Here is a 24,277-nt window from a genome sequence, read left to right on the forward strand (position 1 = left end):
GGTCATTTTTGACGAAAAAAAACTGTCTTATCGACACTTCTCGACACTCGTTTTTCAGGCCACGTTCGCGGAGGATTTTCCGTCGATCAGCTGTTTCAGGTTGACTGGCCTGTCATGCTCAACGGCGGCGTAGAGGCCGTTGTAAACCGGCGCGATTTTCTCCAGATAGTGCTCCAGCACCTGCTGGCGATCGCGGTTGCTGACGTGACCGTCCACCATGCCGTCCGCCATCAGCTGCGCCCGGGCGATGCAGTGCCTGTCGCCCTCTTTCGTCTCGACGTAGTACTCAATCGTGTGGCTGTTGAAGGTCTCCGCCAGGGTGACGTAAATCGTAAAGTGGCCGAACAGGACAAAACGCATATCCCCCTGCGCCGCACAGCTCATGGCGTGATGCAGATGGGCCTTCGACAGCGTGATCCCCTGGATCAGTGAATTGCAGTACAGGTGCCATTGCTCCTGGAGCTGCTGATGACGTTGCGCGATGTAATCCGCTTTTTCGCTAATTTCCCAAATAGTCATAAAAGGTATCCGGTTAATGGAGTTAGCGGCTGTTAAGCAGATTTCGTGCCACTTTTTAATTGATTGATTTAAATGGATTTTAAAGAGATGTGCACTGTCACCGCCGCAGTGTCGACGTGTCATTTCGACAGCGTTGACATCGTCACGCCGTAACGCAAATCAAGCTGGCACCGTTATTGCATTGAAGGGGCAATTCATTAAGGAGGCGTCATGCACGAAATCACTCTCTGCCAGCGGGCACTGGAACTTATCGAACAGCAGGCAGTGCAAAACCACGCGAAACGCGTCACCGGCGTCTGGCTGAAGGTCGGGGCGTTTTCCTGCGTCGAGACCAGCGCCCTCACCTTCTGTTTTGAGCTGGTGTGCCGCGGCACGCTGGCGGAAGGGTGCGAGCTGCATATCGACGAGCAGCAGGCGGAGTGCTGGTGCGAGCAGTGTCAGCAGTACGTCACGCTGCTGTCATCGAAGGTACAGCGCTGTCCGCAGTGCCAGAGCAGCGGGCTGCGCATCGTGGCGGATGACGGTATGCAGATCCAACGCCTCGAAATCGAGAAGGAGTAATGTATGTGTAGTACCTGCGGTTGCGCTGAAGGCAACCTGTATATAGAAGGGGATGAACACCGTCCCCACTCCGCGTTTCGCTCCGCGCCCTTTTCTCCTGCCCCGCGTCCCGCGGCGGCCCTGACCGGCATCACCTTTGCCCCGCAGCGTTCCGACGCGGGCGACCTGCATTACGGCCACGGCGAAGCGGGTACGCACGCGCCGGGCATCAGCCAGCGCCAGATGCTGGAGGTGGAGATCAACGTGCTGGACAAGAATAACCAGCTCGCCGCCCGCAATCGCGCCCGCTTTGCCGCGCGCGAACAGCTGGTGCTGAACCTGGTCTCCAGCCCCGGCTCCGGTAAAACCACGCTGCTGACCGAAACCCTTAAACGTCTGAACGAACACGTCTCCTGCGCCGTAATCGAAGGCGACCAGCAAACGGTAAACGACGCCGCGCGCATCCGCGAAACCGGTACGCCTGCGATTCAGGTCAACACCGGGAAAGGGTGCCACCTGGACGCGCAGATGATTGCCGACGCCGCCCCGCGCCTGCCGCTGGCGGATAACGGTATCCTGTTTATTGAAAACGTCGGCAACCTGGTTTGCCCGGCAAGCTTCGACCTCGGCGAGCGGCATAAAGTGGCGGTGCTCTCCGTGACCGAAGGGGAAGACAAGCCGCTTAAATATCCGCATATGTTTGCCGCCGCCTCCCTCATGCTGCTGAACAAGGTCGACCTGCTGCCGTACCTGAATTTCGACGTGGATAAGTGCCTGGCTTACGCCCGGGAAGTGAACCCGGACATTGAGATCCTGCTGGTTTCCGCCACGCGCGGCGACGGGATGGACGCCTGGCTGAACTGGCTGAAGAACGAACGATGTGCATAGGCGTGCCCGGACAAATTCATTCCCTCGACGGCAATCAGGCCAAAGTGGAGGTCTGCGGCATCCTGCGCGATGTCGACCTGACGCTGGTAGGCAGCCACGATGAGACCGGTGCAACGCGTCTCGGCCAGTGGGTGCTGGTCCACGTGGGTTTTGCCATGAGCGTGATTAATGAGGAAGAAGCCCGCGACACGCTGGATGCGCTACAGAATATGTTTGACGTCGAGCCGGACGTGGGCGCCCTGCTGTATGGCGAGGAGCGATAACACATGCGTTACGTTGATGAATATCGCGCGCCGGAGCAGGTGTTGCAGCTTATCGATCGCCTGAAAACCCGCGCCTCGCTGCTGGACTACACGAAAGAAAAACCGCTGCGGATCATGGAGGTGTGCGGCGGACATACCCACGCCATCTTTAAATTTGGCCTCGACCAGCTGCTGCCGGAGAACATCGAGTTTATCCACGGCCCCGGCTGCCCGGTGTGCGTGCTGCCGATGGGGCGCATCGACAGCTGTATCGACATCGCCAGCCGCCCCGGTGTGATTTTTTGCACCTTTGGCGACGCCATGCGTGTTCCGGGAAAAAATGGCTCGCTGCTCCAGGCGAAGGCGCGCGGCGCGGACGTGCGGATCGTCTACTCACCGATGGATGCCCTGACGCTGGCGATGGCTAATCCTGAGCGTAAGGTCGTCTTTTTCGGGCTGGGTTTTGAAACCACCATGCCCGCCACCGCCATTACCCTCCAGCAGGCGAAAGCCCGCAATGTCACAAACTTTTACTTTTTCTGCCAGCACATCACGCTTATTCCCACGCTGCGCAGCCTGCTTGAAGCGCCGGATAACGGTATCGACGCGTTTCTGGCGCCGGGCCACGTCAGCATGGTGATCGGCACAGAAGCCTACGGTTTTATCGCTGAACAGTACAATCGTCCGTTAGTGGTGGCTGGTTTCGAGCCACTTGATCTACTGCAAGGCGTGACCATGCTGGTTGAGCAGAAAATAGCGGCCCTGAGTGCGGTGGAAAATCAGTATCGTCGCGTGGTGCCCGATGCAGGTAACAGACGGGCACAGCAGGCCATAGCCGACGTGTTTAGCGTCGAAGGCGACAGCGAGTGGCGCGGACTGGGGCTGATTGCCGAATCCGGCGTGCACCTGACGCCCGCGTATCGCGCCTTCGACGCCGAAGCGCATTTCCGCCCGCAACCGCAGCAGGTGTGCGACGATCCCCGCGCCCGCTGTGGCGACGTACTCACCGGCAAATGCAAACCTCATCACTGCCCGTTATTTGGCAACGCCTGTAACCCGCAAACCGCGTTTGGCGCGCTGATGGTCTCTTCCGAAGGGGCATGCGCCGCGTGGTATAACTATCGCAACCAGGAGTGTGAAGCATGAACACGGTGGAAATGGCGCACGGAAGCGGTGGACAGGCGATGCAGCAGCTGATTAACCGGCTGTTCATGGAGGCCTTTAATAACCCCTGGCTCGCCGAGCAGGAAGATCAGGCGCGTATTGACCTCGCGGCCCTGACCGCCCACGGCGACAGGCTGGCGTTCTCTACCGACAGCTACGTGATTGACCCGCTGTTCTTCCCCGGCGGCGATATCGGCAAGCTCGCCGTCTGCGGCACGGCAAACGACGTGGCCGTCAGCGGCGCGATCCCCCGTTACCTCTCCTGCGGGTTTATCCTCGAAGAAGGGTTACCGATGGAGACGCTCACGGCGGTGGTCAACAGCATGGCGCACACCGCCCGCGAGGCGGGGATCGCTATCGTGACCGGGGATACCAAGGTGGTGCAGCGCGGCGCGGCGGATAAGCTCTTCATCAACACCGCCGGGATGGGGGCGATCCCCGCCGACATTCACTGGGGCGCGCAGCAGCTTTGCGCAGGCGACGTGCTGATTGTCAGCGGCACGCTGGGCTGCCACGGGGCAACCATCCTGAACCTGCGCGAAGGCCTGGGGCTGGATGGCGAGCTGCGCAGTGACTGCGCGGTACTCACGCCGCTGATCCAGACGCTGCGCGACATGCCGGGCGTAAAAGCCCTGCGCGACGCCACGCGGGGCGGCGTGAATGCCGTGGTGCACGAGTTCGCGGCAAGCTGCGGCTGCGGGATTGAGCTGACCGAGCGCGGCCTGCCCGTTAAGCCCGCCGTGCGCGGGCTGTGCGAGCTATTAGGGCTAGACCCGCTTAACTTTGCCAATGAGGGCAAGCTGGTGATCGGCGTGGAACGCGCGGCGGCGGAAGCCGTACTTGCACAGCTGCGCGCGCATCCTTTAGGGAAAGACGCGGCCATCATCGGCGACGTGGTTGAGTGCAAAGGGGTGCGCCTGACCGGGCTTTACGGCGTGAAGCGCACGCTGGATCTGCCGCACGCTGAACCGTTACCCCGAATTTGCTAGACCGCGCCAAAAGCGGTCAGCGCTGAATTTCTCTTTTTGCCAGTTTCTATTGGAAAGCAACAATGCCGTATACACCGATGAGCGATCTTGGACAGCAGGGCCTGTTTGACATCACGCGCACACTTTTACAACAGCCCGATCTCGGCGCGCTGAGCGATGCCCTGACGCGGCTGGTCAGGCAATCAGCGCTGGCGGACAGCGCCGCCATTGTGCTCTGGCATAGCGCAACCCACCGCGCGAGCTATTTCTCAACGCGTGATAACGGCAAAATCTTCGAATATGAAGATGAAACGTTTCTGGCCCACGGCCCGGTGCGGCGTATCCTCTCCCGCCCGGAAGCGCTGCACTGCAATTTTGACCAGTTTCGCCAGGCCTGGCCGAAGCTGGCAGAGAGCAATCTTTACCACCCGTTCGGCCACTACAGCATGCTGCCGCTGGCGGTGGAAGGGCAAATTTTTGGCGGCTGCGAGTTTATCCGCGATACCGACCAGCCCTGGAGCGAGGCGGAGTACGAACGCCTGCACACCTTTACCCAGATTGTGGCCGTTGTCGCGGAGCAGATCCAAAGCCGCGTCACCAATAACGTGGACTACGACCTGCTGAGCCGCGAGCGCGATAACTTCCGCATTCTGGTTGCCATCACCAACGCCGTGCTCTCCCGCCTGGACATGGATGAGTTGGTCAGCGAAGTGTCAAAAGAGATCCATCACTATTTTAAAATCGATGCCATCAGCATTGCGCTACGCGGCAACCGGAAAGGCAAGCTGAACATCTACTCCACCCACTACCTTGATGAAGCCAACCCGGCGCACGAGCAGAGCGAAGTGGACGAAGCGGGAACGCTGTCCGAGCGGGTATTTAAAAGCAAAGAGATCCTGCTGCTCAATCTCAATGAACAGGATCCGGTAGCCCCCTACGAGCGGATGTTGTTCAACACCTGGGGCAACAAGATCCAGACCCTGTGCCTGCTGCCGTTGATGTCCGGCAACACCATGCTCGGCGTGCTTAAACTGGCGCAGTGCGATGAGGCCGTATTTACTACCGCCAACCTGAAGCTGCTGCGCCAGATCGCCGAGCGTATCTCCATTGCGCTGGATAACGCCCTCGCCTATCAGGAGATCCACCGCCTGAAGGAGCGGCTGGTGGACGAAAACCTGGCGCTGACCGAGCAGCTCAACAACGTGGACAGCGAGTTTGGCGAAATCATCGGACGCAGCGATGCCATGTACAGCGTCCTTAAGCAGGTGGAAATGGTGGCGCAGAGCGACAGCACGGTGCTGATCCTCGGTGAAACCGGTACCGGGAAAGAGCTGATTGCCCGGGCGATCCACAACCTGAGCAACCGCAACAGCCGCCGGATGGTGAAGATGAACTGCGCGGCGATGCCTGCGGGCTTACTGGAAAGCGACCTGTTCGGCCACGAGCGCGGCGCCTTTACCGGCGCCAGCAGCCAGCGGCTGGGCCGTTTTGAACTGGCGGATAAAAGCTCGTTGTTCCTCGACGAAGTGGGCGATATGCCGCTGGAGCTTCAGCCCAAGCTGCTGCGCGTTTTGCAGGAGCAGGAGTTCGAGCGCCTCGGCAGCAACAAGCTGATCCAGACCGACGTGCGTCTTATTGCCGCCACCAATCGCGATCTAAAAAAAATGGTCGCCGACCGCGAGTTTCGCAGCGATCTTTACTATCGCCTGAACGTCTTCCCGATCTGCCTGCCGCCGCTGCGCGAGCGCCCGGAAGATATTCCGCTGCTGGTGAAAGCCTTTACCGCGAAGATTGCCCGCCGGATGGGGCGAAATATCGACAGTATTCCTGCCGAAACGCTACGCACACTCTCGGCGATGGAGTGGCCGGGGAACGTGCGCGAGCTGGAAAACGTCATTGAACGCGCGGTCCTGCTGACCCGCGGGAACGTGCTCCAGCTCTCCCTGCCAGAGGTTACTCCTTCTGAAACGACCGTGACCGCAACCGAGCTTGCGAAAGAGGGAGAAGATGAATATCAGCTCATTATGCGAGTGCTGAAGGAGACCAACGGCGTGGTAGCCGGACCGAAAGGTGCGGCGCAACGGCTGGGGCTGAAGCGTACCACCCTGCTCTCGCGCATGAAGCGTCTGGGAATCGATAAAGAGAGTCTGAATTAACCCGTCATTCCGGCGACGTCGCCCTGCGCGTAATTTGTCGCCCACTGCGGCGCGGAGCCGGTTATTTTTTGGGCCGATACTTTTCGGGTAATTCCGGAACCGGACGGCGATCGTCGATCAGATGACGGATGGTCAGAATCGGATGGCGCCATAACATACGTGGCCCTGCCCAGCGCATCACCTGCTTCATCTCTTCCCGTCGGGCGGGCTGATAACAGTGCACAGGGCACTGTTTGCAGGCAGGTTTTTCCTCACCAAACACGCATTTATCCAGCCGCTTATCGGCATAAGCCTTGAGCGCTGAATAGTGCCCCTCTTCTTTTATGGCGTGCGGACACCTGTTTTCGTACAGGGCGATCATTCTGGCGATCGTCTTTTTTTCTCGTGAAATACGTTTACCGGACATAACGTCGTCCTCAACAATAAAGTGCATTTATAATACCCTTTTATCCGCACATTTTCAGTCATTGCATTCCATTTTCTGAAGCGCCCTTCCAGAATTACCCCGCCCCCCGCTGCGTTTTACTGGTATTTTATACAGGCATAAATAACCACCTTTGACCGCATTCACCGGAGAGCTTATGCAAGAGATCGCGATCGCCAAACCCTATCGTCACTTGAAAGTGGGTTACTTCAGAAAACGTCATGAAGACCGTAAAACGAAAATTCCAAAACGCTACAGCGTACACGCAGCGCTGAGCCTGAAAGGCGACTGGCTTGAGCAAGCGGGATTTACCACCAACTCGCAGGTTCGGGTGGGCGTCGAGCACGGGAAAATCATCATTGAATTAATGGTGGAAGATGCCTCGTAAAGTCGTGACTTTTTTCTGCGCCGCACCTTTTTTTCATGCGACAATAGAAGGAACAATCGGCCATTGAGCCGCTCAAAGCGTAATATTTTCAAAGAAATGGATATCATAACTCCATGAGCACAATCGACAATTTCGACGCGCATACGCCAATGATGCAGCAGTACCTGAAGCTGAAGGCACAGCATCCGGAAATTTTGCTGTTTTACCGTATGGGCGATTTTTACGAGCTTTTTTATGACGATGCGAAACGTGCGTCTCAGCTGCTCGACATTTCCCTGACGAAACGTGGCGCGTCGGCAGGCGAGCCCATCCCGATGGCAGGTATCCCGCATCACGCGGTTGAAAACTATCTGGCGAAGCTGGTGAACCAGGGTGAGTCTGTCGCTATCTGCGAACAAATTGGCGACCCGGCCACGTCGAAAGGCCCCGTTGAGCGCAAGGTCGTACGCATCGTGACGCCGGGAACCATCAGCGATGAGGCCCTGCTTCAGGAGCGCCAGGATAACCTGCTGGCGGCGATCTGGCAGGACGGTAAAGGGTTTGGCTACGCCACGCTGGATATCAGCTCCGGTCGTTTTCGCCTGAGTGAACCGGCTGACCGTGAAACCATGGCGGCTGAACTACAGCGCACCAATCCGGCAGAACTGCTTTATGCAGAGGATTTCGCCGAGACGGCGCTGATTGAAGGTCGCCGCGGCCTGCGTCGTCGTCCACTGTGGGAGTTCGAAATTGATACCGCGCGCCAGCAGCTGAACCTGCAATTTGGCACGCGCGATTTGATTGGCTTTGGCGTAGAAAATGCCCCGCGCGGGCTGTGTGCCGCAGGCTGCCTGTTGCAGTACGTTAAGGATACGCAGCGTACCGCCCTGCCCCATATCCGTTCCATTACCATGGAGCGTCAGCAGGACAGCATCATCATGGATGCCGCCACGCGCCGCAACCTGGAGATCACTCAGAACCTCGCTGGCGGCATGGAAAATACGCTGGCGTCGGTTCTCGACAGCACGGTTACCCCCATGGGCAGCCGTATGCTCAAACGCTGGCTGCATATGCCGATCCGCAATACCGACACGCTGATCGGCCGCCAGCAAACCATTGCCGCATTGCAGGATCGTTACACCGACTTGCAGCCGGTGCTGCGTCAGGTGGGTGATCTTGAGCGTATCCTGGCGCGCCTGGCACTGCGCACCGCGCGTCCACGCGATCTTGCCCGTATGCGTCACGCGTTCCAGCAGTTGCCGGAACTGCGTGCTCAGCTGGGAGAGATCGACAGCGCGCCAGTGCAGAAGCTGCGCGAAACCATGGGCGAATTTACCGAGCTTCGCGAACTGCTGGAACGCGCCATCATTGATGCGCCGCCTGTTCTGGTGCGGGATGGCGGGGTTATTGCTCCAGGTTATAACGAAGAGCTGGACGAATGGCGTGCGCTGGCCGATGGCGCGACGGATTATCTGGATAAGCTGGAAATCCGCGAGCGTGAACGTCTGGGGCTCGACACCCTGAAAGTCGGCTACAACGCGGTACACGGTTACTATATCCAGATCAGCCGTGGGCAGAGCCACCTGGCACCGATTCACTACGTTCGCCGCCAGACGCTGAAAAATGCCGAGCGCTACATTATTCCCGAGCTGAAAGAGTACGAAGACAAAGTGCTCACGTCGAAAGGTAAAGCGCTGGCGCTGGAGAAACAGCTGTATGACGAGCTGTTCGACATCCTGATGCCGCACCTGGCTGACCTGCAACTGAGCGCCGCTGCGCTGGCCGAGCTGGATGTCCTGGTAAACCTGGCCGAGCGCGCCGATACGCTGAACTACACCTGTCCGACCTTTACTGACAAACCCGGCATTCGCATTACCGAAGGCCGCCACCCGGTGGTTGAGCAGGTGCTGAACGAACCGTTTATTGCCAACCCGTTGAACCTGTCACCGCAGCGAAGAATGCTGATCATTACCGGCCCCAACATGGGCGGTAAAAGCACCTATATGCGCCAGACAGCCCTTATCGCGCTGCTCGCCTACATCGGCAGCTACGTTCCGGCGCAGAAAGTTGAGATTGGCCCTATCGACCGTATCTTCACCCGTGTGGGTGCGGCGGACGATCTGGCGAGCGGTCGCTCTACATTTATGGTCGAGATGACCGAAACCGCCAACATTCTGCATAACGCAACAGAGAACAGTCTGGTGTTGATGGACGAAGTAGGACGCGGTACCTCCACCTATGACGGCTTGTCCCTGGCCTGGGCGTGCGCGGAAAGTCTGGCAAATAAAATCAAGGCGCTGACGCTGTTCGCAACGCACTATTTCGAACTGACACAGCTGCCAGAGAAAATGGAAGGCGTGGCTAACGTCCACCTTGATGCGCTTGAGCACGGCGACACCATCGCCTTTATGCACACGGTGCAGGACGGCGCGGCAAGCAAGAGTTATGGCCTGGCCGTCGCGGCGCTGGCGGGCGTGCCGAAAGAGGTGATCAAGCGCGCGCGTCAGAAACTGCGTGAGCTGGAAAGTTTGTCACCGAATGCGGCGGCGACGCAGATAGATGGTACGCAGATGTCACTGCTAGCGGTCCCGGAAGAGACCTCTCCGGCCGTGGAAGCGCTGGAAAATCTCGACCCGGATTCCCTGACGCCGCGACAGGCGCTGGAGTGGATTTATCGGTTGAAGAGTCTGGTTTAGTTCTCTGCGGTCTTTTTTGCCGGGTGACGGCTTCGCCTTACCCGGCCTACAAAACCCGTAGGCCCGGTAAGCGTAGCGCCACCGGGCAAAGGACCGCACAATATTATCGCCCGGTAAGCGCAGCCGCCACCGGGCTTTTTTTACAGCAGCGGCGGGATCGTCGGCACCTGCGGCGCCTCATCAATATCCTTCTGCGTCATGCGGAACGCTTCCGGGTAATGCTCGCGGCTGGTACGGCGCAGCGGTTCGGTATCGCGCCAGGTATACAGACAGTGCTGACACTGGTATACCGTCCAGACACCTTTCACCGGTGATGTTGCCATCACTTCAATATGTTCATCGGCACAACGTGGACAAATCATTTTTTCCTCCTTATTGACGTGCCGCCAGCATCGCGGTCAGTTTTTCGGCCCAGGCTTTGGTTTCAGGAAGATCCTGTACCGGCTGGCTGTAGTGACCACGGTTGTCCGGGGCAACAGGGGTGGTGGCATCAATGATCAGCTTGTCAGTGATCCCCGCCGGGCTGGAGCCGGGGTCAAGCTCGAGCACAGACATATTCGGTAGCTGCACCAGATCGCCTGCCGGATTGACCTTCGATGACAGCGCCCACATCACCTGCGGCAGGTTAAACGGATCGACGTCTTCATCCACCATAATCACCATTTTCACGTAACCCAGACCGTGTGGCGTGGTCATGGCGCGGAGCCCGACCGCACGGGCAAAACCGCCGTAACGCTTTTTAGTGGAGATAATCGCCAGCAGACCGTGGGTGTACATGGCGTTTACCGCCTGCACTTCCGGGAATTCAGCCTTCAGCTGCTGATAGAGCGGTACGCAGGTGGCGGGCCCCATCAGATAATCAATCTCGGTCCACGGCATGCCCAGGTAGAGAGATTCGAAAATCGGTTTAGTGCGGTAAGAAACTTTGTCGATACGCACAACCGTCATGTTGCGCCCGCCGGAGTAGTGACCGGTAAACTCACCGAAGGGCCCTTCAATTTCACGTTTCCGGCCTTCAATCACCCCTTCCAGGATCACTTCCGACCCCCACGGCACATCGAAACCGGTCAGCGGAGCCGTCGCAATCGGATACGGGCTTTCACGTAGCGCACCGGCCATCTCATACTCGGATTGATCGTATTTCAGCGGCGTGGCGCCCATCAGGGTGATGATCGGATCGTTACCCAGCGTAATGGCAATTGGCAGGTCTTCGCCGCGCTCTTCTGCCTTATGCAGATGCAACGCAATATCGTGCATCCGCACCGGTTGCAGGCCGAGCTTACGCTTGCCCTTCACTTCCATACGATAGATCCCGACGTTCTGCTTGCCGAAGTGATCGGGGTCGAGCGGATCGCGGGAGACAACGCATGCTTTATCGAGATAAAAGCCCCCGTCACCGTCGTTCAGGCGGAACAGCGGCAGAATGTCGAACAGGTTAATGTCTTCCCCGTCCACCGTGTTCTGCGCCCAGGCCGGGTTTGCACGACGCTCTGGCGCGACGGGAAATTTGTCCCAGCGACGAATAAACTCGTCGATCTGTTTTTTCACCGGGGTATTCGCCGGCAGCCCCATCGAAATAGCGTGGTTTTGCCACGAGCCGATAGTGTTCATCACCACACGGGCATCGGTGAAACCGCGAATATTATCGAACCACAGCGCAGGCGCGCCATCGCCAATGCGCCCGGTAGCGTTGGCGGCCGCCGCTAAATCCGGCTCAGCGTTTACCTCTTCCTCAATTTTCAGCAGCTGCCCTTGCTCATCGAGCGCCTGCAAGAAGCTTCTCAAATCATCAAATGCCATCTTTATTCTCCTGTGAAAAATGTTTCGCTGCCTGCAAACCTTCCCAGCGTCGGGCTTTTTTATGCTCCAGACCGAACTGGTCGAGAACGCGGGTCACGATATGATGGGTAATGTCATCGGCGGTTTGCGGGTGGTTGTAGTACGCAGGCATAGGCGGCACCATCGCCACGCCCATGCGGGAAAGGGCAAGCATGTTCTCGAGATGGATGGTGCTGAGCGGCGTCTCACGGGGAACCAGCACCAGCTTGCGTCCCTCTTTCAGCACCACGTCTGCCGCACGCCCTACCAGCCCTTCGGCGTAGCCCGCGCGGATACCCGCCAGCGTTTTCATGCTGCACGGGATGACGATCATGCCGTCGGTGCGAAACGAGCCGGAGGAGATGGTGGCAGCCTGATCGGCCGGGCTATGGACGACATCCGCCAGGGCAGCAACGTCATGCGCAGTGAAGGGCGTTTCCAGCTCAATCGTGGTTTTTGCCCACTTCGACATCACCAGATGCGTTTCCACCTCCGGCATTTCCCGCAGCGCCTGCAACAACTCCACGCCTAATGGCGCACCCGTTGCGCCCGTCATTCCCACAATCAATCTCATTCAGCACCTCAATTAGTTTGTTCGTATACGAACATATTAATTAAACTACGCCTTGATCCTGCTGCTGACAAGATCGTTCGCATACGATCACACTAATCGCTAAAAAACTCTCGCGTTAAAATTCAGCCCGAGAGCGGCTATCATAGAGGGAGTATTTTTCCGTCGGAGTGTCCATGGAGTTAAGACAAGAAGCTTTCCACCTGCTACGTCAGCTTTTTCAACAGCATACCGCCCAGTGGCAGCACGCATTGCCCGAACTGACAAAGCCACAGTATGCGGTGATGCGGTCAATTGCTGAAAATCCTGGCATTGAGCAGGTTGCCCTGACTGAAGTCGCGGTGAGCACCAAAGCGACGCTGGCAGAAATGCTGAGCCGCATGGAAGCACGCGGCCTGGTCAGGCGCGAGCACGATCCGGCGGACAAGCGCCGTCGGTTTGTCTTTCTGACGGCCGAAGGTGAGGCCCTGCTTGAGAGCAGTAAACCGATTGGAAATGAGGTGGATGAGGCGTTTTTAGGGCGCCTTAACGGCGCGGAACGAGAGCAATTTTCAGCGCTCATTAAAAAGATGATGCAGGATTAAGTAACCCTGACGCGCATAAAATCAATAAATGTTCGCACTTTCGCGGGCACATGCCGGGCATCAGGATAAACGGCATAGATGCCCTGCTGAGCGAACGTGTACGCCGGTAACAGCGAGACCAGTTCCCCTGCATCCAGTGCGTTTCGCACCAGCCACTCCGGCAGCAGCGCCACTCCACATCCCGCGAGGGCAAAAGCCATCAGCGCCTGGGCGCTGTCTGCATACAGGCGCGGCGCTCTCTTGATCTCAAAGGAAATCGGCTGCTCATCAACACCTCTCACCTGCCAGCGCAGCGGCGAGGTTAAACGCTCATGAATGATCCAGTCCGCTTCCGCCAGCTGCTCCAGCGAGTTAACCGGATGGTTTGCCAGCCAGCCTGGCGTTGCCACGGGCAGGATGGTGAAGGAGGTCATCAACGCGGCGTGGTAGCGCGAATCTGCAAGCGTGCCGAGCCGGATAGCGACATCGAAGCGCTCGGCGATAAGATCGGCATGCAAAGAGGACGAGACATGCCGCACGCGAAGGTCCGGGTGCAGCTGGCTAAATTCAGCCAGCAAAGGCACCACCACCTGCGAGCCATATTCGGGCGTGGTGGTGATCCGCAGTTCTCCCGTCAGCCCGGCGTGGTTGGCGCGAACATCATCCTGCAATCGCTCTGCATCCCGTAACAGCATCACGCTTCGTTGATGAAAGAGCTTCCCCGCCTCGGTCAGCTTCAGGCGTCGGGTGGTTCGCAGCAACAGGGTGACGCCCAGCTCCTCTTCAAGCTGACGAATATGAAAGCTGACCACCGCTTTTGTCAGCCCCATCGCCTCCGCTGCGGCGGTGAAACTGCCGGTGTCCGCTACGGCGATAAACATCGCCGTACGCTGTAAATTAAGCATCGCTTACCTGGTTAACTGTCAAAATAATGTTGACAGTATATCGTGCTTTGTCGCGTTTATCCGTAACGCGCGGGCCGATACGATACGCCACCTCACCGGAGGAACTTCCATGACGTATCGCAGCAAAATCGCCGTCGTCTTTCTGCTCGGCTTTTTCCTTGATTTGATAAACATGTTTATTGCCAGTATCGCCTTTCCGGCGATGGCTCGTGCTTTCAATACCACACCTTCCGCGCTTGCCTGGGTAAGTAACGGATACATTGCCGGGCTGACGCTAGTCATCCCTTTCAGCAGTATCCTGACGCGCCGCGTCGGGCCGAAGCGCGTTATCCTGCTCTCACTGCTTCTCTTTAGCGCGGCCTCCGTTGCGGCGGGTCTCTCATCTTCGCTGGAAAGTCTGATTGCCTGGCGAGTCGTACAGGGCGCCGGAGGGGGTTTACTGATCCCGGTTGGTCAGGCGCTGACCTGGCAACAGTTTAAGCCTCATGAGCGGGCCAGACTCTCCTCGGCGGTGATGCTGGTCGCACTGCTTGCCCCCGCGTGCTCACCGGCTGTGGGCGGTATGCTGGTTCAGACATTCAGCTGGCGCTGGATTTTTTTTGCCACCCTGCCCGTCGCCATTGTCACCTTTGCTTTGGCCTGCGCGTGGCTTAAAACAGAACCGTCGCCGATAAACACCACCAGGACAGTAAACCTGTCTTTGCTGACGGATCCGCTGTTGCGCTTATCCATGCTTATCTATGTGTGCGTACCCGGCATCTTTATCGGCGTGAACGTAACGGGCATGTATTACCTCCAGAGCGAGGCCAATATGACACCCGCCGCAACGGGCATGCTTATGCTGCCGTGGTCTGTGGCTTCGTTTGTGGCTATCACCGCGACAGGACGCTATTTCAACCGTATCGGCCCCCGGCCGCTGGTGGTCATCGGTTGCCTTTTGCAGGCGACGGGCATTCTGCTTTTAGTTAACGTCGGCCCGGCAATGCTGCTACCTGCCGTTGCGTTTGCGCTGATGGGCGCGGGGGGAAGCCTTTGCAGCAGTACGGCTCAGAGCAGCGCGTTTTTGACGATGCGACCGAAAGATATGCCCGATGCCAGCGCGCTATGGAATCTGAATCGTCAGTTGAGCTTTTTTGCGGGCGCTCTGCTGCTGGCGCAGGCGCTGAGCTTCATGCAGGATTATCTCGCGCCGCTGGCCGCCTGGCACTGGATGTTTGTTTTTGCCGCAGTCATCACCCTACTGCCCATACTGTACGTTTACCGTCTTAACAACACGCAGTTACTTGCGCAACTGCAACAGGAGCAACCATGACCCATTTCGAACAAGAGATCCTCGACATTCACGTCGCCCTTGAAAACTGGTTAGGTGCAGGCGAAGGCGATGGGGACGCCCTGCTCGCCCGTTTCCGTCCGGATTTTCTGATGGTTCCACCGAGTGGCAACCCTTTAGATCATCACGCGCTTGCCCAATTTTTATATGCGCAGCGGGGAACCCGACCGGGGCTCAGGATCGACATTGATGCGTTAACAACGCTTCAGACATGGGACAACGGCGCAGTGCTCCATTACCGGGAGACGCAAACCCGGCCAGGCCAGCCCGTCAACGTGCGCTGGTCAACCGCAGTGCTTAATCAGGAAGGGGATAACATCACCTGGCGTTTGCTGCACGAAACGGCGCAGCCGTAAGGCATAAAAAAGGCCCGTCTCACGACGGGCCTTTTCTGACGAATGGTTGCTTACTCGCGGAACAGCGCTTCGATATTCAGACCTTGCCCTTGCAGGATTTCACGCAGGCGGCGTAGTCCTTCAACCTGAATCTGACGAACACGTTCACGGGTCAGGCCAATCTCACGACCGACGTCTTCCAGTGTCGCAGCTTCATACCCCAGTAAACCGAAACGACGTGCCAGCACTTCACGCTGTTTGGCGTTCAGTTCGAACAACCATTTGACGATGCTCTGTTTCATGTCATCGTCCTGCGTGGTGTCTTCCGGGCCGTTGTCTTTTTCATCGGCCAGGATGTCCAGCAGCGCTTTTTCGGAGTCGCCACCCAGCGGGGTGTCAACCGAGGTAATGCGCTCGTTGAGACGCAGCATACGGCTTACGTCATCAACCGGTTTGTCGAGTTGCTCTGCAATCTCTTCCGCACTTGGCTCGTGGTCCAGTTTATGGGACAACTCGCGCGCGGTACGCAGATAAACATTCAACTCTTTGACAATGTGGATCGGCAGTCGAATCGTACGGGTCTGGTTCATAATAGCCCGTTCGATGGTCTGACGAATCCACCAGGTCGCGTAGGTTGAGAAACGGAACCCGCGTTCCGGGTCAAACTTCTCAACTGCGCGGATGAGACCTAAGTTGCCCTCTTCAATCAGATCCAGCAGAGCCAGACCACGATTGCCGTAACGGCGGGCAATTTTCACGACCAGTCGCAGGTTACTTTCGATCATGCGACGACGCGAGGCAACATCACCACGCAAAGCACGACGTGCGAAATAGACTTCTTCTTCGGCCGTTAGCAGTGGGGAGTAACCAATCTCCCCAAGGTAAAGCTGAGTCGCGTCCAGCACACGCTGTGTGGCACCCTGCGATAACAGCTCTTCTTCAGCCAAATCGTTATCACTGGGTTCCTCTTCTACTAAGGCTTTTTCGTCAAAAGCCTCTGCTCCGTTCTCATCAAATTCCGCGTCTTCATTTAAATCATGAACTTTCAGCGTATTCTGACTCATAAGGTGGCTCCTACCCGTGATCCCTGGACGAGACACCCTGGCTGGCATGCCCCGTCAATTTATCGCTGCGGTAAATATTGCAGCGGGTTTACGGATTTCCCCTTGTAACGAATTTCAAAATGCAAGCGTGTAGAACTGGTTCCGGTGCTACCCATGGTAGCGATTTTTTGCCCCGCCTTAACTTCTTGTTGTTCCCGGACCAGCATAGTGTCGTTATGGGCGTAGGCACTCAGGTAATCATCATTATGTTTGATGATAATAAGATTACCGTAACCGCGCAGTGCGTTACCGGCATAGACAACGCGCCCGTCTGCGGTCGCGATGATTGCCTGTCCTTTACTGCCTGCGATATCGATCCCTTTGTTGCCCCCCTCAGAGGTAGCGAAGTTCTCGATAATCTTGCCGTCAGTTGGCCAGCGCCAGGTGGTGATTGACGAGCTGGCATTCTGACTGCTTGCAGTCGGTACAGTAGAGCTAACCACAGGTGCCGTAGTCGGTGCTGTGACAACAGTCGCAGTACCTTTATTATTCGGCAACATTTTGTTAGCACTCTGATCACCTGAATCCTCAGAATACGTAATTACAGGTTGTGAAGCAACCACCGTGGTGATTTTTTGTGCAGGGGTGACGCTGTTATTTTGCGCAGTTACGTCGGCCGCTGAAACGGTGTTGCCTGGCGTAAGCGGTGTCCCCGTCGCGTTGCCAACCTGAAGCGTTTGCCCGACTTCCAGACCATACGGGGCCTGGACGTTGTTTCGCTGTGCCAGATCGCGGAAATCGTTCCCGGTGATCCAGGCAATATAGAACAGCGTATCGCCGCGCTTCACGGTATAGGTGCTGCCGCCGGTATAGCTACCTTTCGGAATGTTCCCATACTTACGGTTATACACTATGCGGCCATTTTCGGTCTGAACAGGCTGATCCACTGGCTGAATCTGCGAAGGCTGCGTAACTGGACGCTGAACCGGCTGGATCTGCGGAGTTTGCTGCGCCGTGGACGTGCCCATTTTAGGCGGAGGGGTAATCAACATTCCGCTGGACGTGTTACCCGAGCCGCTGGTTCCATTGACGGAACTGACGGGCGCAGGTGCATTGTCAGAACTTGTACAGCCTGCCAGCCAGAGCGAAACCAGTGATAATGCCGCAACACGGCTGATGGTGAATTTTGGGCTTCCCGCGCTCATTTATCCCCCAGGAATGTGTTAACTACCAGTGACTTAAAAATAACCGTGATGGCACGAACCTATCGCGCCACACCATACTCTGAATTTGCCTCAATAACCCTGGAAAAATCCGAGTCTCAGGCCAGCTCGCCCTTAACCAGGGGCACAAAGCGCACGGCTTCCACGGTATCGATAATAAACTCGCCGCCGCGTCGACGAACGCGCTTTAAAAGCTGCTGCTCATCGCCGACGGGCAAAACTAGAATGCCGCCCTCGTCCAGCTGCGAGAGAAGTGCAGCGGGAATTTCAGGTGGCGCGGCCGTGACTATTATGGCGTCAAACGGGGCGCGAGCCTGCCAACCCTGCCATCCATCGCCGTGGCGTGTCGATACATTATGTAAATCAAGCTGTTTCAGGCGACGGCGCGCCTGCCACTGCAAGCCTTTAATCCGTTCCACGGAACAGACATGGTGCACAAGGTGGGCCAGGATCGCGGTCTGATACCCTGAACCGGTGCCAATTTCCAGCACCCGGGAGTCTGGCGTTAACTCCAGAAGCTCCGTCATACGCGCCACCATGTAAGGCTGCGAAATCGTCTGGCCTTGCCCGATGGGCAGCGCCACGTTTTCCCACGCTTTGTGTTCAAACGCCTCATCTACAAACTTCTCACGAGGAACCTGGGCAAGTGCATCCAGCACCTGCTCGTTGGCGATCCCCTGTGCGCGTAATTGTTCCAGAAGAGTTTGTACACGTTTACTTACCATTGCGCGTTCACTCCGACCCGATCTAACCAGTCCGACACCACATCATGCGCGCTATAAGCGGTTAAATCTACGTGCAACGGCGTAACGGAAACGTAACCCTCATCCACAGCAGCGAAGTCGGTGTCTGGCCCGGCATCGCATTTATCTCCCGGCGGGCCGATCCAGTACAGGGTATTGCCGCGCGGATCCTGCTGGGGAATAACCTGATCGGCCGGATGGCGACTGCCGCAGCGCGTCACGCGGATCCCTTTGATCTCGTCCAGCGGGAGATCCGGCACGTTAATATTGAGGATACGTCCGGTACGCAGCGGCTCGCGGCCAAGCGCACGGAGAATAGAGCAGGTTACCGCGGCGGCAGTGTCATAGTGGGTGTGGCCGTTTAACGAGACCGCCAGCGCCGGGAACCCCAGGTGACGCCCCTCCATCGCCGCGGCCACGGTGCCGGAGTAAATCACATCATCGCCAAGATTCGGCCCGGCATTGATGCCGGAGACCACAACATCCGGCCGCGGGCGCATCAGCGCATTTACGCCCAGAAACACGCAGTCGGTCGGCGTCCCCATCTGGACGGCAATATCGCCATTCTCAAAGGTAAAGGTGCGAAGTGAAGACTCCAGCGTCAATGAGTTAGACGCGCCACTGCGGTTACGATCGGGAGCCACGACCTGCACATCCGCAAATTCGCGGAGGTGTTTCGCCAGCGTCTGAATACCTGGCGCATGGATCCCGTCATCGTTACTCAGCAATATTCGCATAATCACCCGACGTGTTGATAAGTTCCCTGACAACACTGGTGGCAAAGCTACCTGCCGGCAGCCAGAAGCGTAACTCGACGGTTACGTCATCCCACCAGTTCCAGCTCAGCTGTTGCGGGTAGAGGAGCATCGCACGGCGCGCCGCCTCGACTTTTTCCCGCACCAGCAATGATTGTAATTCTGGCGCATCCGCCACCGCTGACTGCTCAGCGGCCAGCGCCTCGCCCTGGGTTCCCCAGTCGCCTGAGCCCGGCAAGGCGGCGGTAATCATCAGCGCTTTAGCGTCCACGCGCGACTGGGCATCGGCCATCTCATCGGCCGTTGCCACAAACCAGCTTCCGCGTCCCGCTAATTGTAGCGCATCGCCGACAACAACTTGATTCGCGTCCGGTTTTTTCAGCCGTTCGCTCACAATCTGATTAAACAACGCACTGCGGGCTGCCGACAACCAAAAACTGCGTTTATTCCTGTCGCGCACCGGCGCGCTGCTTTGCGCCCAGCGCAGCGCGCCCAGCAGGTTGCTGCCACCAATGCCAAAGCGCTGTGCGCCAAAATAGTTTGGCACGCCGCGTTCGGTAATGGCCTTAAGGCGTCTTTCAACGTCATCGCGGTCGGTCACTTCACGCAGCACCAGCGTGAAATCGTTGCCTTTCAACGCTCCCGGACGCAATTTGCGTTTGTGGCGGGCATACTCCAGTACCTTACAGCCCTCAAGCTCAAATTTGCTTAAATCGGGCATGGCATTGCCGGGCACGCGGGCGCAAAGCCACTGTTCGGTCACGGCATGCTTATCCTTTTGACCGGCAAAGCTCACCTCGCGGGCGTGAATGTTGAGGAATTTTGCCAGCGCGTCCGCCACGAAGCGGGTGTTGCAGCCGTTTTTCAGAATGCGCACCAGGATGTGCTCGCCTTCGCCGTCCGGCTCAAAACCCAGATCTTCCACTACCACGAAATCTTCAGGGTTGGCTTTCAGCAGCCCCTTGCCCTGCGGTTTACCGTGCAGATACGTCAGGTTGTCGAAATCCGTCATTTGGCCGCCTTCACCAGCAGCGCCACGGCTTCACAGGCAATGCCTTCGCCACGACCGGTAAAGCCCAGCTTCTCCGTGGTGGTCGCTTTGACGTTGACGTCGTCCATATGGCAGCCCAGATCTTCAGCGATAAACACGCGCATCTGAGGGATGTGCGGCAGCATCTTCGGTGCCTGAGCAATGATCGTCACATCAACGTTGCCGAGGGTGTAGCCTTTGGCCTGAATACGACGCCAGGCTTCGCGCAGCAGTTCGCGGCTGTCTGCGCCTTTAAAAGCAGGATCGGTGTCCGGGAACAGTTTGCCAATGTCGCCCAATGCGGCGGCACCCAGCAGCGCGTCGGTCAGCGCATGCAGCGCCACGTCGCCATCAGAATGCGCCAGCAGACCTTTTTCGTAAGGAATGCGCACGCCGCCAATGATAATTGGGCCAACGCCGCCAAAGGCGTGTACATCAAAACCGTGTCCAATACGCATTATGCCTTCTCCTGAGGGGTCGTACGGGTAAGATAAAATTCCGCGAGCTGTAAGTCTTCCGGGCGCGTCACTTTTATATTATCAGCGCGCCCTTCAACAAGCGTTGGGTGGAAACCGCAATACTCCAGCGCCGAGGCTTCGTCCGTAATGGTCGCACCTTCTTTAAGCGCACGCGTTAAGCAGTCGTGGAGTAATTGGAGGGGAAAAAATTGCGGCGTCAGCGCGTGCCATAAATCCACGCGCTCGACGGTGTGGGCAATCGCCGGTTTACCCGGTTCGGCACGCTTCATGGTGTCACGCACCGGGGCGGCCAGAATGCCGCCCACGTTACTGGTTTCACTCAGGGCCAGCAGACGTGACAGATCGTCGTGATGCAGACAGGGACGCGCGGCATCGTGCACCAGCACCCACTGCGCGTTCCCGGCAGCCTGAATGCCCGCCAGAACAGAGTCGGCCCGCTCGGCGCCGCCGTCAACAACGCTAATCTGAGGATGATGTGCCAGCGGGAGTTGCGCAAAACGCGCATCGCCGGGGCTGATGGCAATAACCACGCGTTTCACCCGGGCATGCGCCAGCAGCGCTGCCACGGCGTGCTCGAGGATCGTTTTATCACCAATTGAGAGGTACTGCTTGGGACACTCTGTCTGCATGCGCCGGCCAAAACCTGCGGCCGGCACCACGGCACAGACGTCCGAAAAAGTTGCTGCCATGTCGTAATCCTGGGCCTGATTATCGATTGTTTTGTGCGGAGCCCTGATTGCGTTTAGACGCATCCGGAACCAGGCGATAAAACGTTTCGCCCGGCTTAGTCATACTGAGTTCATTGCGTGCGCGCTCCTCAATCGCCTCCTGGCCGCCATTGAGGTCATCAATTTCAGCAAAAAGTTGATCGTTACGCGCTTTAAGTTTGGCGTTTGTCGCCTGCTGTGCCGCGACGTCATCGCTCACCCGGCTGTAGTCGTGCAGTCCGTTTTTGCCGAACCACAGCGAATATTGCAGCCAGACCAGCAAAGCCAGCAACAGCAGCGTTAGTTTACCCATCCTGCCCCCTGAAAAAACGGCATCATCATCCCATAACTTTCCGCTGGACTCTACTGCGGGGTTTTAATTATGCCGTAAGTTAGCCCATCAGCCATAAAAACAGCAGGCCAAAGATGACCACAACGGTGGCGATAGTGATGAGCGTACTATACAGGAGCTTGCCGTTGAAAAGGGAGTGCAGCGCCACGCCCACAACCACCGCAACGGGCATCAGCGCCAGAAAGAAAGGCCAGGTATAGAGGAAGAAAAAGAGGGTGTTACCACCGTAGATCAAAAACGGGATACCCAGCGCCAGTAGCCACGATACGAAGCCGACTATCGCCCCAGGGAAGGACCAGGTCGTCTCGTCGTCGGTCGTTAACGGTTCCGACCCGGTGGTAATCATGTAGTTTTCACTGTTGCGCATAGCTAATCCTGTGACCGTGACTCATCGCTCGGGAAGACAGCTCCCGAACGATACCGTCTCAGGATCTGATAATATCGTCCCGTCTGAGCAGGTCTAATAATTGGCTTACTAAATTTGTTACCAATTGTTGACCTTGCAGATGAATCTCAGGGGATTCAGGCGCTTCGTAAACCGAGTCAATGCCGGTGAAGTTTCGCAGCTCTCCCGCGCGGGCTTTTTTATACAACCCTTTCGGATCGCGCGCTTCGCAGATTGCCAGCGGCGTATCCACAAACACTTCAATAAAGCGATTCTGCCCCACGCGCTCGCGCACCATCTGACGTTCGGCGCGGTGCGGTGAGATAAACGCCGTTAGCACCACCAGCCCGGCATCCGCCATCAGGCTGACGACTTCCCCCACCCGACGAATGTTCTCTTTACGATCTTCATCGCTGAACCCTAAATCGCTGCACAGGCCGTGACGCACGTTGTCGCCGTCCAGCAGGTAGGTGCTCACCCCCTGCTGATGCAGCGCCTCTTCCAGTGCGCCTGCCACCGTGGATTTACCGGAGCCAGACAGCCCGGTAAACCACAGCACAACCCCACGGTGACCGTGGAGCTGTTCGCGCTGGGCGACGGTGACCGGATGAGGATGCCAGACGACGTTCTCATCATGGGCAGCCATTACTTGCCTCCCAGCAGATCGCGTGCGCCCCAGTGCGGGAAGTGCTTACGCACCAGCGCGTTAAGCTCCAGCTCAAACGCGCTGAACTCAGAGGCCACGGCAGCCTGCGCGTTTGGCTCACGCACCATCCCGGCACCGACGGTGACGTTGGTCAGGCGGTCAATGAAGATCAGCCCGCCCGTCACCGGATTCTGCTGATACGGATCCAGCACCAGCGGCTCGTCGAAGGTCATATCCACCAGACCGATGCCGTTCAGCGGCAGCTCGCTCACGTCACGGTGGGTCAGGTTGTTGATGTCCACCTGGAACTGAATGCCGTCCACGCGGGCGCGGGTTTTCTTGCCGGCGATTTTAATGTCATAGCTCTGGCCTGCGGTCAGCGGCTGTTCGGCCATCCACACTACATCCACGGATGCGCCCTGCACCGCCGCCAGCGTTTCCTGCGCGTCGACCAGCAGGTCGCCGCGGCTGATATCAATTTCGTCTTTCAGTACCAGGGTTACCGCTTCACCTGCCCCGGCTTCGTCCAGATCGCCATCAAAGATGACGATACGGGCGATGGTCGATTCCACGCCGGATGGCAGCACCTTGACGCGCTGACCCACCTTCACGGAGCCTGAAGCGAGAGTACCGGAGAAGCCGCGGAAATCGAGGTTCGGACGGTTCACGTACTGCACCGGGAAGCGCATCGGCTGGGTATCGACCACGCGCTGAATTTCAACGGTTTCCAGCACTTCCAGCAGCGTCGGGCCGCTGTACCACGGCATGTTCGCGCTCTGAGAGGCGACGTTATCCCCTTCCAGCGCCGACAGCGGCACAAAGCGAATATCGAGGTTGCCCGGCAGCTGTTCAGCAAAGGTCAGGTAGCTCTGGCGGATCTCGTCGAAACGCGCTTCGCTGTAGTCCACCAGATCCATTTTGTTCACCGCCACCACCAGATGCTTGATCCCCAGCAGCGTAGAGATAAAGCTGTGACGACGAGTCTGATCCAGCACACCTTTACGGGCGTCGATCAGCAGGATCGCCAGGTCACAGGTGGACGCGCCGGTCGCCATGTTACGGGTGTACTGCTCGTGCCCCGGGGTGTCGGCGATAATAAATTTGCGCTTTTCGGTAGAGAAGTAGCGATAGGCGACATCAATGGTAATGCCCTGCTCGCGCTCCGCCTGCAAGCCGTCCACCAGCAGCGCCAGGTCGAGTTTTTCGCCCTGGGTGCCGTGGCGTTTGCTGTCATTGTGCAGGGAAGAGAGCTGATCTTCGTAGATCTGGCGCGTGTCGTGCAGCAGACGACCAATCAGGGTACTTTTCCCGTCATCCACGCTGCCGCAGGTCAGGAAACGCAGCAGGCTTTTGTACTGTTGGGCGTGCAGATAAGCTTCTACGCCGCCTTCATCGGCAATTTGTTGGGCAATAGTCGTATTCATGGCG

The 24,277-nt window shown here is 57.6% G+C and carries 29 protein-coding genes; 12 read left to right on the plus strand and 17 right to left on the minus strand.

Annotated elements, in window-relative coordinates:
• Positions 1 to 54: 54 nt before the first annotated feature.
• Positions 55 to 519 (minus strand): formate hydrogenlyase regulator HycA, encoded by a 465-nt coding sequence (gene hycA, locus FZF21_RS17125; RefSeq protein WP_017382804.1) that lies wholly within the window; start codon positions 517 to 519, stop codon positions 55 to 57.
• Between the two features lie 210 nt (positions 520 to 729).
• On the opposite strand from hycA, the gene hypA reads away from it, so the two are divergent.
• The 6 genes from hypA (at position 730) to flhA (ending at position 6,477) form a co-directional block, all read left to right on the plus strand.
• Complete coding sequence (hypA, locus tag FZF21_RS17130) at positions 730 to 1,080, plus strand: hydrogenase maturation nickel metallochaperone HypA (protein WP_015571694.1); 351 nt, start codon at positions 730 to 732, stop codon at positions 1,078 to 1,080.
• Positions 1,081 to 1,083: 3 nt separating this feature from the next.
• A complete protein-coding gene (gene hypB / locus FZF21_RS17135) occupies positions 1,084 to 1,947 on the plus strand; it encodes a hydrogenase nickel incorporation protein HypB (RefSeq protein ID WP_149121199.1) in 864 nt (287 codons plus the stop codon).
• Complete coding sequence (locus tag FZF21_RS17140) at positions 1,938 to 2,210, plus strand: HypC/HybG/HupF family hydrogenase formation chaperone (protein WP_015571696.1); 273 nt, start codon at positions 1,938 to 1,940, stop codon at positions 2,208 to 2,210. The genes hypB and FZF21_RS17140 overlap by 10 nt, the downstream gene beginning before the upstream one ends.
• A 3-nt stretch (positions 2,211 to 2,213) precedes the next feature.
• Positions 2,214 to 3,335: a hydrogenase formation protein HypD gene (hypD, locus tag FZF21_RS17145; RefSeq protein ID WP_047738403.1), complete on the plus strand. Its 1,122-nt coding sequence runs from the start codon at positions 2,214 to 2,216 to the stop codon at positions 3,333 to 3,335.
• Entirely contained in the window at positions 3,332 to 4,342 is a 1,011-nt protein-coding gene (gene hypE, locus FZF21_RS17150; protein WP_047738401.1) for a hydrogenase expression/formation protein HypE, read from the plus strand. Before hypD ends, hypE begins: the two co-directional genes overlap by 4 nt.
• A gap of 62 nt (positions 4,343 to 4,404) precedes the next feature.
• On the plus strand, positions 4,405 to 6,477 hold the full coding sequence (gene flhA, locus FZF21_RS17155; protein WP_017382808.1) for a formate hydrogenlyase transcriptional activator FlhA: 2,073 nt from the start codon (positions 4,405 to 4,407) through the stop codon (positions 6,475 to 6,477).
• Between the two features lie 61 nt (positions 6,478 to 6,538).
• Here flhA and FZF21_RS17160 read toward each other — a convergent pair whose 3' ends face one another.
• A complete protein-coding gene (locus FZF21_RS17160; RefSeq protein ID WP_022649174.1) occupies positions 6,539 to 6,883 on the minus strand; it encodes a nitrous oxide-stimulated promoter family protein in 345 nt (114 codons plus the stop codon).
• Positions 6,884 to 7,058: 175 nt separating this feature from the next.
• Here FZF21_RS17160 and FZF21_RS17165 point away from each other — a divergent pair, with 175 nt between their 5' ends.
• Both FZF21_RS17165 and mutS read left to right on the plus strand, forming a co-directional pair.
• Positions 7,059 to 7,289, plus strand: a complete 231-nt coding sequence (locus tag FZF21_RS17165; RefSeq protein ID WP_017692767.1) for a SymE family type I addiction module toxin — start codon at positions 7,059 to 7,061, stop codon at positions 7,287 to 7,289.
• A gap of 113 nt (positions 7,290 to 7,402) precedes the next feature.
• Positions 7,403 to 9,964, plus strand: coding sequence for a DNA mismatch repair protein MutS (gene mutS / locus FZF21_RS17170; RefSeq protein WP_017692766.1), 2,562 nt, complete (start codon positions 7,403 to 7,405; stop codon positions 9,962 to 9,964).
• A gap of 140 nt (positions 9,965 to 10,104) precedes the next feature.
• On the opposite strand, the gene FZF21_RS17175 is transcribed toward mutS, so the two are convergent.
• The 3 genes from FZF21_RS17175 to FZF21_RS17185 are packed head-to-tail and all read right to left on the minus strand — an operon-like array spanning position 10,105 to position 12,356.
• Complete coding sequence (locus FZF21_RS17175) at positions 10,105 to 10,326, minus strand: non-oxidative hydroxyarylic acid decarboxylases subunit D (RefSeq protein ID WP_003862116.1); 222 nt, start codon at positions 10,324 to 10,326, stop codon at positions 10,105 to 10,107.
• Positions 10,327 to 10,336: 10 nt separating this feature from the next.
• Entirely contained in the window at positions 10,337 to 11,764 is a 1,428-nt protein-coding gene (locus FZF21_RS17180; RefSeq protein ID WP_149121198.1) for a non-oxidative hydroxyarylic acid decarboxylases subunit C, read from the minus strand.
• Positions 11,754 to 12,356 (minus strand): non-oxidative hydroxyarylic acid decarboxylases subunit B, encoded by a 603-nt coding sequence (locus FZF21_RS17185; RefSeq protein ID WP_047738398.1) that lies wholly within the window; start codon positions 12,354 to 12,356, stop codon positions 11,754 to 11,756. The genes FZF21_RS17180 and FZF21_RS17185 overlap by 11 nt, the downstream gene beginning before the upstream one ends.
• Before the next feature lie 173 nt (positions 12,357 to 12,529).
• Between FZF21_RS17185 and FZF21_RS17190 the strand changes: the two genes are divergently transcribed.
• Positions 12,530 to 12,937, plus strand: coding sequence for a MarR family transcriptional regulator (locus tag FZF21_RS17190; protein ID WP_015571704.1), 408 nt, complete (start codon positions 12,530 to 12,532; stop codon positions 12,935 to 12,937).
• Here FZF21_RS17190 and FZF21_RS17195 read toward each other — a convergent pair.
• Positions 12,934 to 13,821 carry a LysR family transcriptional regulator gene (locus FZF21_RS17195; RefSeq protein ID WP_047738395.1) on the minus strand — a complete coding sequence of 296 codons (888 nt, stop codon included), beginning with the start codon at positions 13,819 to 13,821 and terminating at the stop codon, positions 12,934 to 12,936. The two genes, FZF21_RS17190 and FZF21_RS17195, sit on opposite strands and share 4 nt — an antisense overlap.
• 109 nt (positions 13,822 to 13,930) lie before the next feature.
• Here FZF21_RS17195 and FZF21_RS17200 point away from each other — a divergent pair, with 109 nt between their 5' ends.
• On the plus strand, positions 13,931 to 15,133 hold the full coding sequence (locus FZF21_RS17200) for an MFS transporter (RefSeq protein ID WP_047738391.1): 1,203 nt from the start codon (positions 13,931 to 13,933) through the stop codon (positions 15,131 to 15,133).
• A complete protein-coding gene (locus tag FZF21_RS17205) occupies positions 15,130 to 15,507 on the plus strand; it encodes a DUF4440 domain-containing protein (RefSeq protein WP_045347777.1) in 378 nt (125 codons plus the stop codon). Before FZF21_RS17200 ends, FZF21_RS17205 begins: the two co-directional genes overlap by 4 nt.
• 50 nt (positions 15,508 to 15,557) lie before the next feature.
• Here the strand turns inward: FZF21_RS17205 and rpoS are convergent, their stop codons facing one another.
• Together rpoS and nlpD are read right to left on the minus strand one after the other, a co-directional pair.
• Positions 15,558 to 16,550, minus strand: coding sequence for an RNA polymerase sigma factor RpoS (gene rpoS / locus FZF21_RS17210; protein WP_013098493.1), 993 nt, complete (start codon positions 16,548 to 16,550; stop codon positions 15,558 to 15,560).
• A gap of 59 nt (positions 16,551 to 16,609) precedes the next feature.
• The gene (nlpD, locus tag FZF21_RS17215) at positions 16,610 to 17,683 is read right to left on the minus strand and encodes a murein hydrolase activator NlpD (protein WP_244323633.1); all 1,074 of its coding nucleotides are present in this window, start codon (positions 17,681 to 17,683) and stop codon (positions 16,610 to 16,612) included.
• Between nlpD and FZF21_RS22260 the strand changes: the two genes are divergently transcribed.
• Positions 17,625 to 17,756: a peptidase gene (locus tag FZF21_RS22260; protein ID WP_336624881.1), complete on the plus strand. Its 132-nt coding sequence runs from the start codon at positions 17,625 to 17,627 to the stop codon at positions 17,754 to 17,756. The genes nlpD and FZF21_RS22260 overlap by 59 nt on opposite strands.
• Before the next feature lie 94 nt (positions 17,757 to 17,850).
• Here FZF21_RS22260 and FZF21_RS17220 read toward each other — a convergent pair whose 3' ends face one another.
• The 9 genes from FZF21_RS17220 to cysN all read right to left on the minus strand — a co-directional run bounded on the left by FZF21_RS17220 (position 17,851) and on the right by cysN (position 24,273).
• Positions 17,851 to 18,477, minus strand: a complete 627-nt coding sequence (locus FZF21_RS17220; protein ID WP_015571709.1) for a protein-L-isoaspartate(D-aspartate) O-methyltransferase — start codon at positions 18,475 to 18,477, stop codon at positions 17,851 to 17,853.
• Positions 18,471 to 19,232, minus strand: a complete 762-nt coding sequence (gene surE / locus FZF21_RS17225) for a 5'/3'-nucleotidase SurE (protein ID WP_017382816.1) — start codon at positions 19,230 to 19,232, stop codon at positions 18,471 to 18,473. The genes FZF21_RS17220 and surE overlap by 7 nt, the downstream gene beginning before the upstream one ends.
• The gene (gene truD / locus FZF21_RS17230) at positions 19,213 to 20,262 is read right to left on the minus strand and encodes a tRNA pseudouridine(13) synthase TruD (protein WP_062938581.1); all 1,050 of its coding nucleotides are present in this window, start codon (positions 20,260 to 20,262) and stop codon (positions 19,213 to 19,215) included. Before truD ends, surE begins: the two co-directional genes overlap by 20 nt.
• A complete protein-coding gene (ispF, locus tag FZF21_RS17235; protein ID WP_003862097.1) occupies positions 20,259 to 20,738 on the minus strand; it encodes a 2-C-methyl-D-erythritol 2,4-cyclodiphosphate synthase in 480 nt (159 codons plus the stop codon). Before ispF ends, truD begins: the two co-directional genes overlap by 4 nt.
• Positions 20,738 to 21,448 carry a 2-C-methyl-D-erythritol 4-phosphate cytidylyltransferase gene (gene ispD, locus FZF21_RS17240; protein WP_063945969.1) on the minus strand — a complete coding sequence of 237 codons (711 nt, stop codon included), beginning with the start codon at positions 21,446 to 21,448 and terminating at the stop codon, positions 20,738 to 20,740. Before ispD ends, ispF begins: the two co-directional genes overlap by 1 nt.
• 19 nt (positions 21,449 to 21,467) lie before the next feature.
• Positions 21,468 to 21,779, minus strand: coding sequence for a cell division protein FtsB (gene ftsB / locus FZF21_RS17245; RefSeq protein WP_003862095.1), 312 nt, complete (start codon positions 21,777 to 21,779; stop codon positions 21,468 to 21,470).
• Between the two features lie 79 nt (positions 21,780 to 21,858).
• Positions 21,859 to 22,185, minus strand: a complete 327-nt coding sequence (locus FZF21_RS17250) for a DUF3561 family protein (protein ID WP_006811767.1) — start codon at positions 22,183 to 22,185, stop codon at positions 21,859 to 21,861.
• Positions 22,186 to 22,243: 58 nt separating this feature from the next.
• Positions 22,244 to 22,849: an adenylyl-sulfate kinase gene (cysC, locus tag FZF21_RS17255; protein ID WP_149121196.1), complete on the minus strand. Its 606-nt coding sequence runs from the start codon at positions 22,847 to 22,849 to the stop codon at positions 22,244 to 22,246.
• Positions 22,849 to 24,273, minus strand: coding sequence for a sulfate adenylyltransferase subunit CysN (gene cysN, locus FZF21_RS17260; protein WP_063945970.1), 1,425 nt, complete (start codon positions 24,271 to 24,273; stop codon positions 22,849 to 22,851). Before cysN ends, cysC begins: the two co-directional genes overlap by 1 nt.
• Between the last annotated feature and the right edge of the window lie 4 nt (positions 24,274 to 24,277).

Origin of the sequence: Enterobacter sp. LU1, assembly GCF_008271405.2 — a bacterium.
In the GTDB taxonomy this organism is placed as follows: Bacteria; Pseudomonadota; Gammaproteobacteria; order Enterobacterales; family Enterobacteriaceae; genus Enterobacter; species Enterobacter hormaechei_C.

Excerpts from the sequence above, each read along its gene's own strand:
- hycA (WP_017382804.1), bottom strand. The coding sequence starts at position 519 with ATGACTATTTGGGAAATTAGCGAAAAAGCGGATTACATCGCGCAACGT.
- hypA (WP_015571694.1), top strand. The coding sequence starts at position 730 with ATGCACGAAATCACTCTCTGCCAGCGGGCACTGGAACTTATCGAACAG.
- hypB (WP_149121199.1), top strand. The coding sequence starts at position 1,084 with ATGTGTAGTACCTGCGGTTGCGCTGAAGGCAACCTGTATATAGAAGGG.
- FZF21_RS17140 (WP_015571696.1), top strand. The coding sequence starts at position 1,938 with ATGTGCATAGGCGTGCCCGGACAAATTCATTCCCTCGACGGCAATCAG.
- hypD (WP_047738403.1), top strand. The coding sequence starts at position 2,214 with ATGCGTTACGTTGATGAATATCGCGCGCCGGAGCAGGTGTTGCAGCTT.
- hypE (WP_047738401.1), top strand. The coding sequence starts at position 3,332 with ATGAACACGGTGGAAATGGCGCACGGAAGCGGTGGACAGGCGATGCAG.
- flhA (WP_017382808.1), top strand. The coding sequence starts at position 4,405 with ATGCCGTATACACCGATGAGCGATCTTGGACAGCAGGGCCTGTTTGAC.
- FZF21_RS17160 (WP_022649174.1), bottom strand. The coding sequence starts at position 6,883 with ATGTCCGGTAAACGTATTTCACGAGAAAAAAAGACGATCGCCAGAATG.
- FZF21_RS17165 (WP_017692767.1), top strand. The coding sequence starts at position 7,059 with ATGCAAGAGATCGCGATCGCCAAACCCTATCGTCACTTGAAAGTGGGT.
- mutS (WP_017692766.1), top strand. The coding sequence starts at position 7,403 with ATGAGCACAATCGACAATTTCGACGCGCATACGCCAATGATGCAGCAG.
- FZF21_RS17175 (WP_003862116.1), bottom strand. The coding sequence starts at position 10,326 with ATGATTTGTCCACGTTGTGCCGATGAACATATTGAAGTGATGGCAACA.
- FZF21_RS17180 (WP_149121198.1), bottom strand. The coding sequence starts at position 11,764 with ATGGCATTTGATGATTTGAGAAGCTTCTTGCAGGCGCTCGATGAGCAA.
- FZF21_RS17185 (WP_047738398.1), bottom strand. The coding sequence starts at position 12,356 with ATGAGATTGATTGTGGGAATGACGGGCGCAACGGGTGCGCCATTAGGC.
- FZF21_RS17190 (WP_015571704.1), top strand. The coding sequence starts at position 12,530 with ATGGAGTTAAGACAAGAAGCTTTCCACCTGCTACGTCAGCTTTTTCAA.
- FZF21_RS17195 (WP_047738395.1), bottom strand. The coding sequence starts at position 13,821 with ATGCTTAATTTACAGCGTACGGCGATGTTTATCGCCGTAGCGGACACC.
- FZF21_RS17200 (WP_047738391.1), top strand. The coding sequence starts at position 13,931 with ATGACGTATCGCAGCAAAATCGCCGTCGTCTTTCTGCTCGGCTTTTTC.
- FZF21_RS17205 (WP_045347777.1), top strand. The coding sequence starts at position 15,130 with ATGACCCATTTCGAACAAGAGATCCTCGACATTCACGTCGCCCTTGAA.
- rpoS (WP_013098493.1), bottom strand. The coding sequence starts at position 16,550 with ATGAGTCAGAATACGCTGAAAGTTCATGATTTAAATGAAGACGCGGAA.
- FZF21_RS17220 (WP_015571709.1), bottom strand. The coding sequence starts at position 18,477 with ATGGTAAGTAAACGTGTACAAACTCTTCTGGAACAATTACGCGCACAG.
- surE (WP_017382816.1), bottom strand. The coding sequence starts at position 19,232 with ATGCGAATATTGCTGAGTAACGATGACGGGATCCATGCGCCAGGTATT.
- truD (WP_062938581.1), bottom strand. The coding sequence starts at position 20,262 with ATGACGGATTTCGACAACCTGACGTATCTGCACGGTAAACCGCAGGGC.
- ispF (WP_003862097.1), bottom strand. The coding sequence starts at position 20,738 with ATGCGTATTGGACACGGTTTTGATGTACACGCCTTTGGCGGCGTTGGC.
- ispD (WP_063945969.1), bottom strand. The coding sequence starts at position 21,448 with ATGGCAGCAACTTTTTCGGACGTCTGTGCCGTGGTGCCGGCCGCAGGT.
- ftsB (WP_003862095.1), bottom strand. The coding sequence starts at position 21,779 with ATGGGTAAACTAACGCTGCTGTTGCTGGCTTTGCTGGTCTGGCTGCAA.
- FZF21_RS17250 (WP_006811767.1), bottom strand. The coding sequence starts at position 22,185 with ATGCGCAACAGTGAAAACTACATGATTACCACCGGGTCGGAACCGTTA.
- cysC (WP_149121196.1), bottom strand. The coding sequence starts at position 22,849 with ATGGCTGCCCATGATGAGAACGTCGTCTGGCATCCTCATCCGGTCACC.
- cysN (WP_063945970.1), bottom strand. The coding sequence starts at position 24,273 with ATGAATACGACTATTGCCCAACAAATTGCCGATGAAGGCGGCGTAGAA.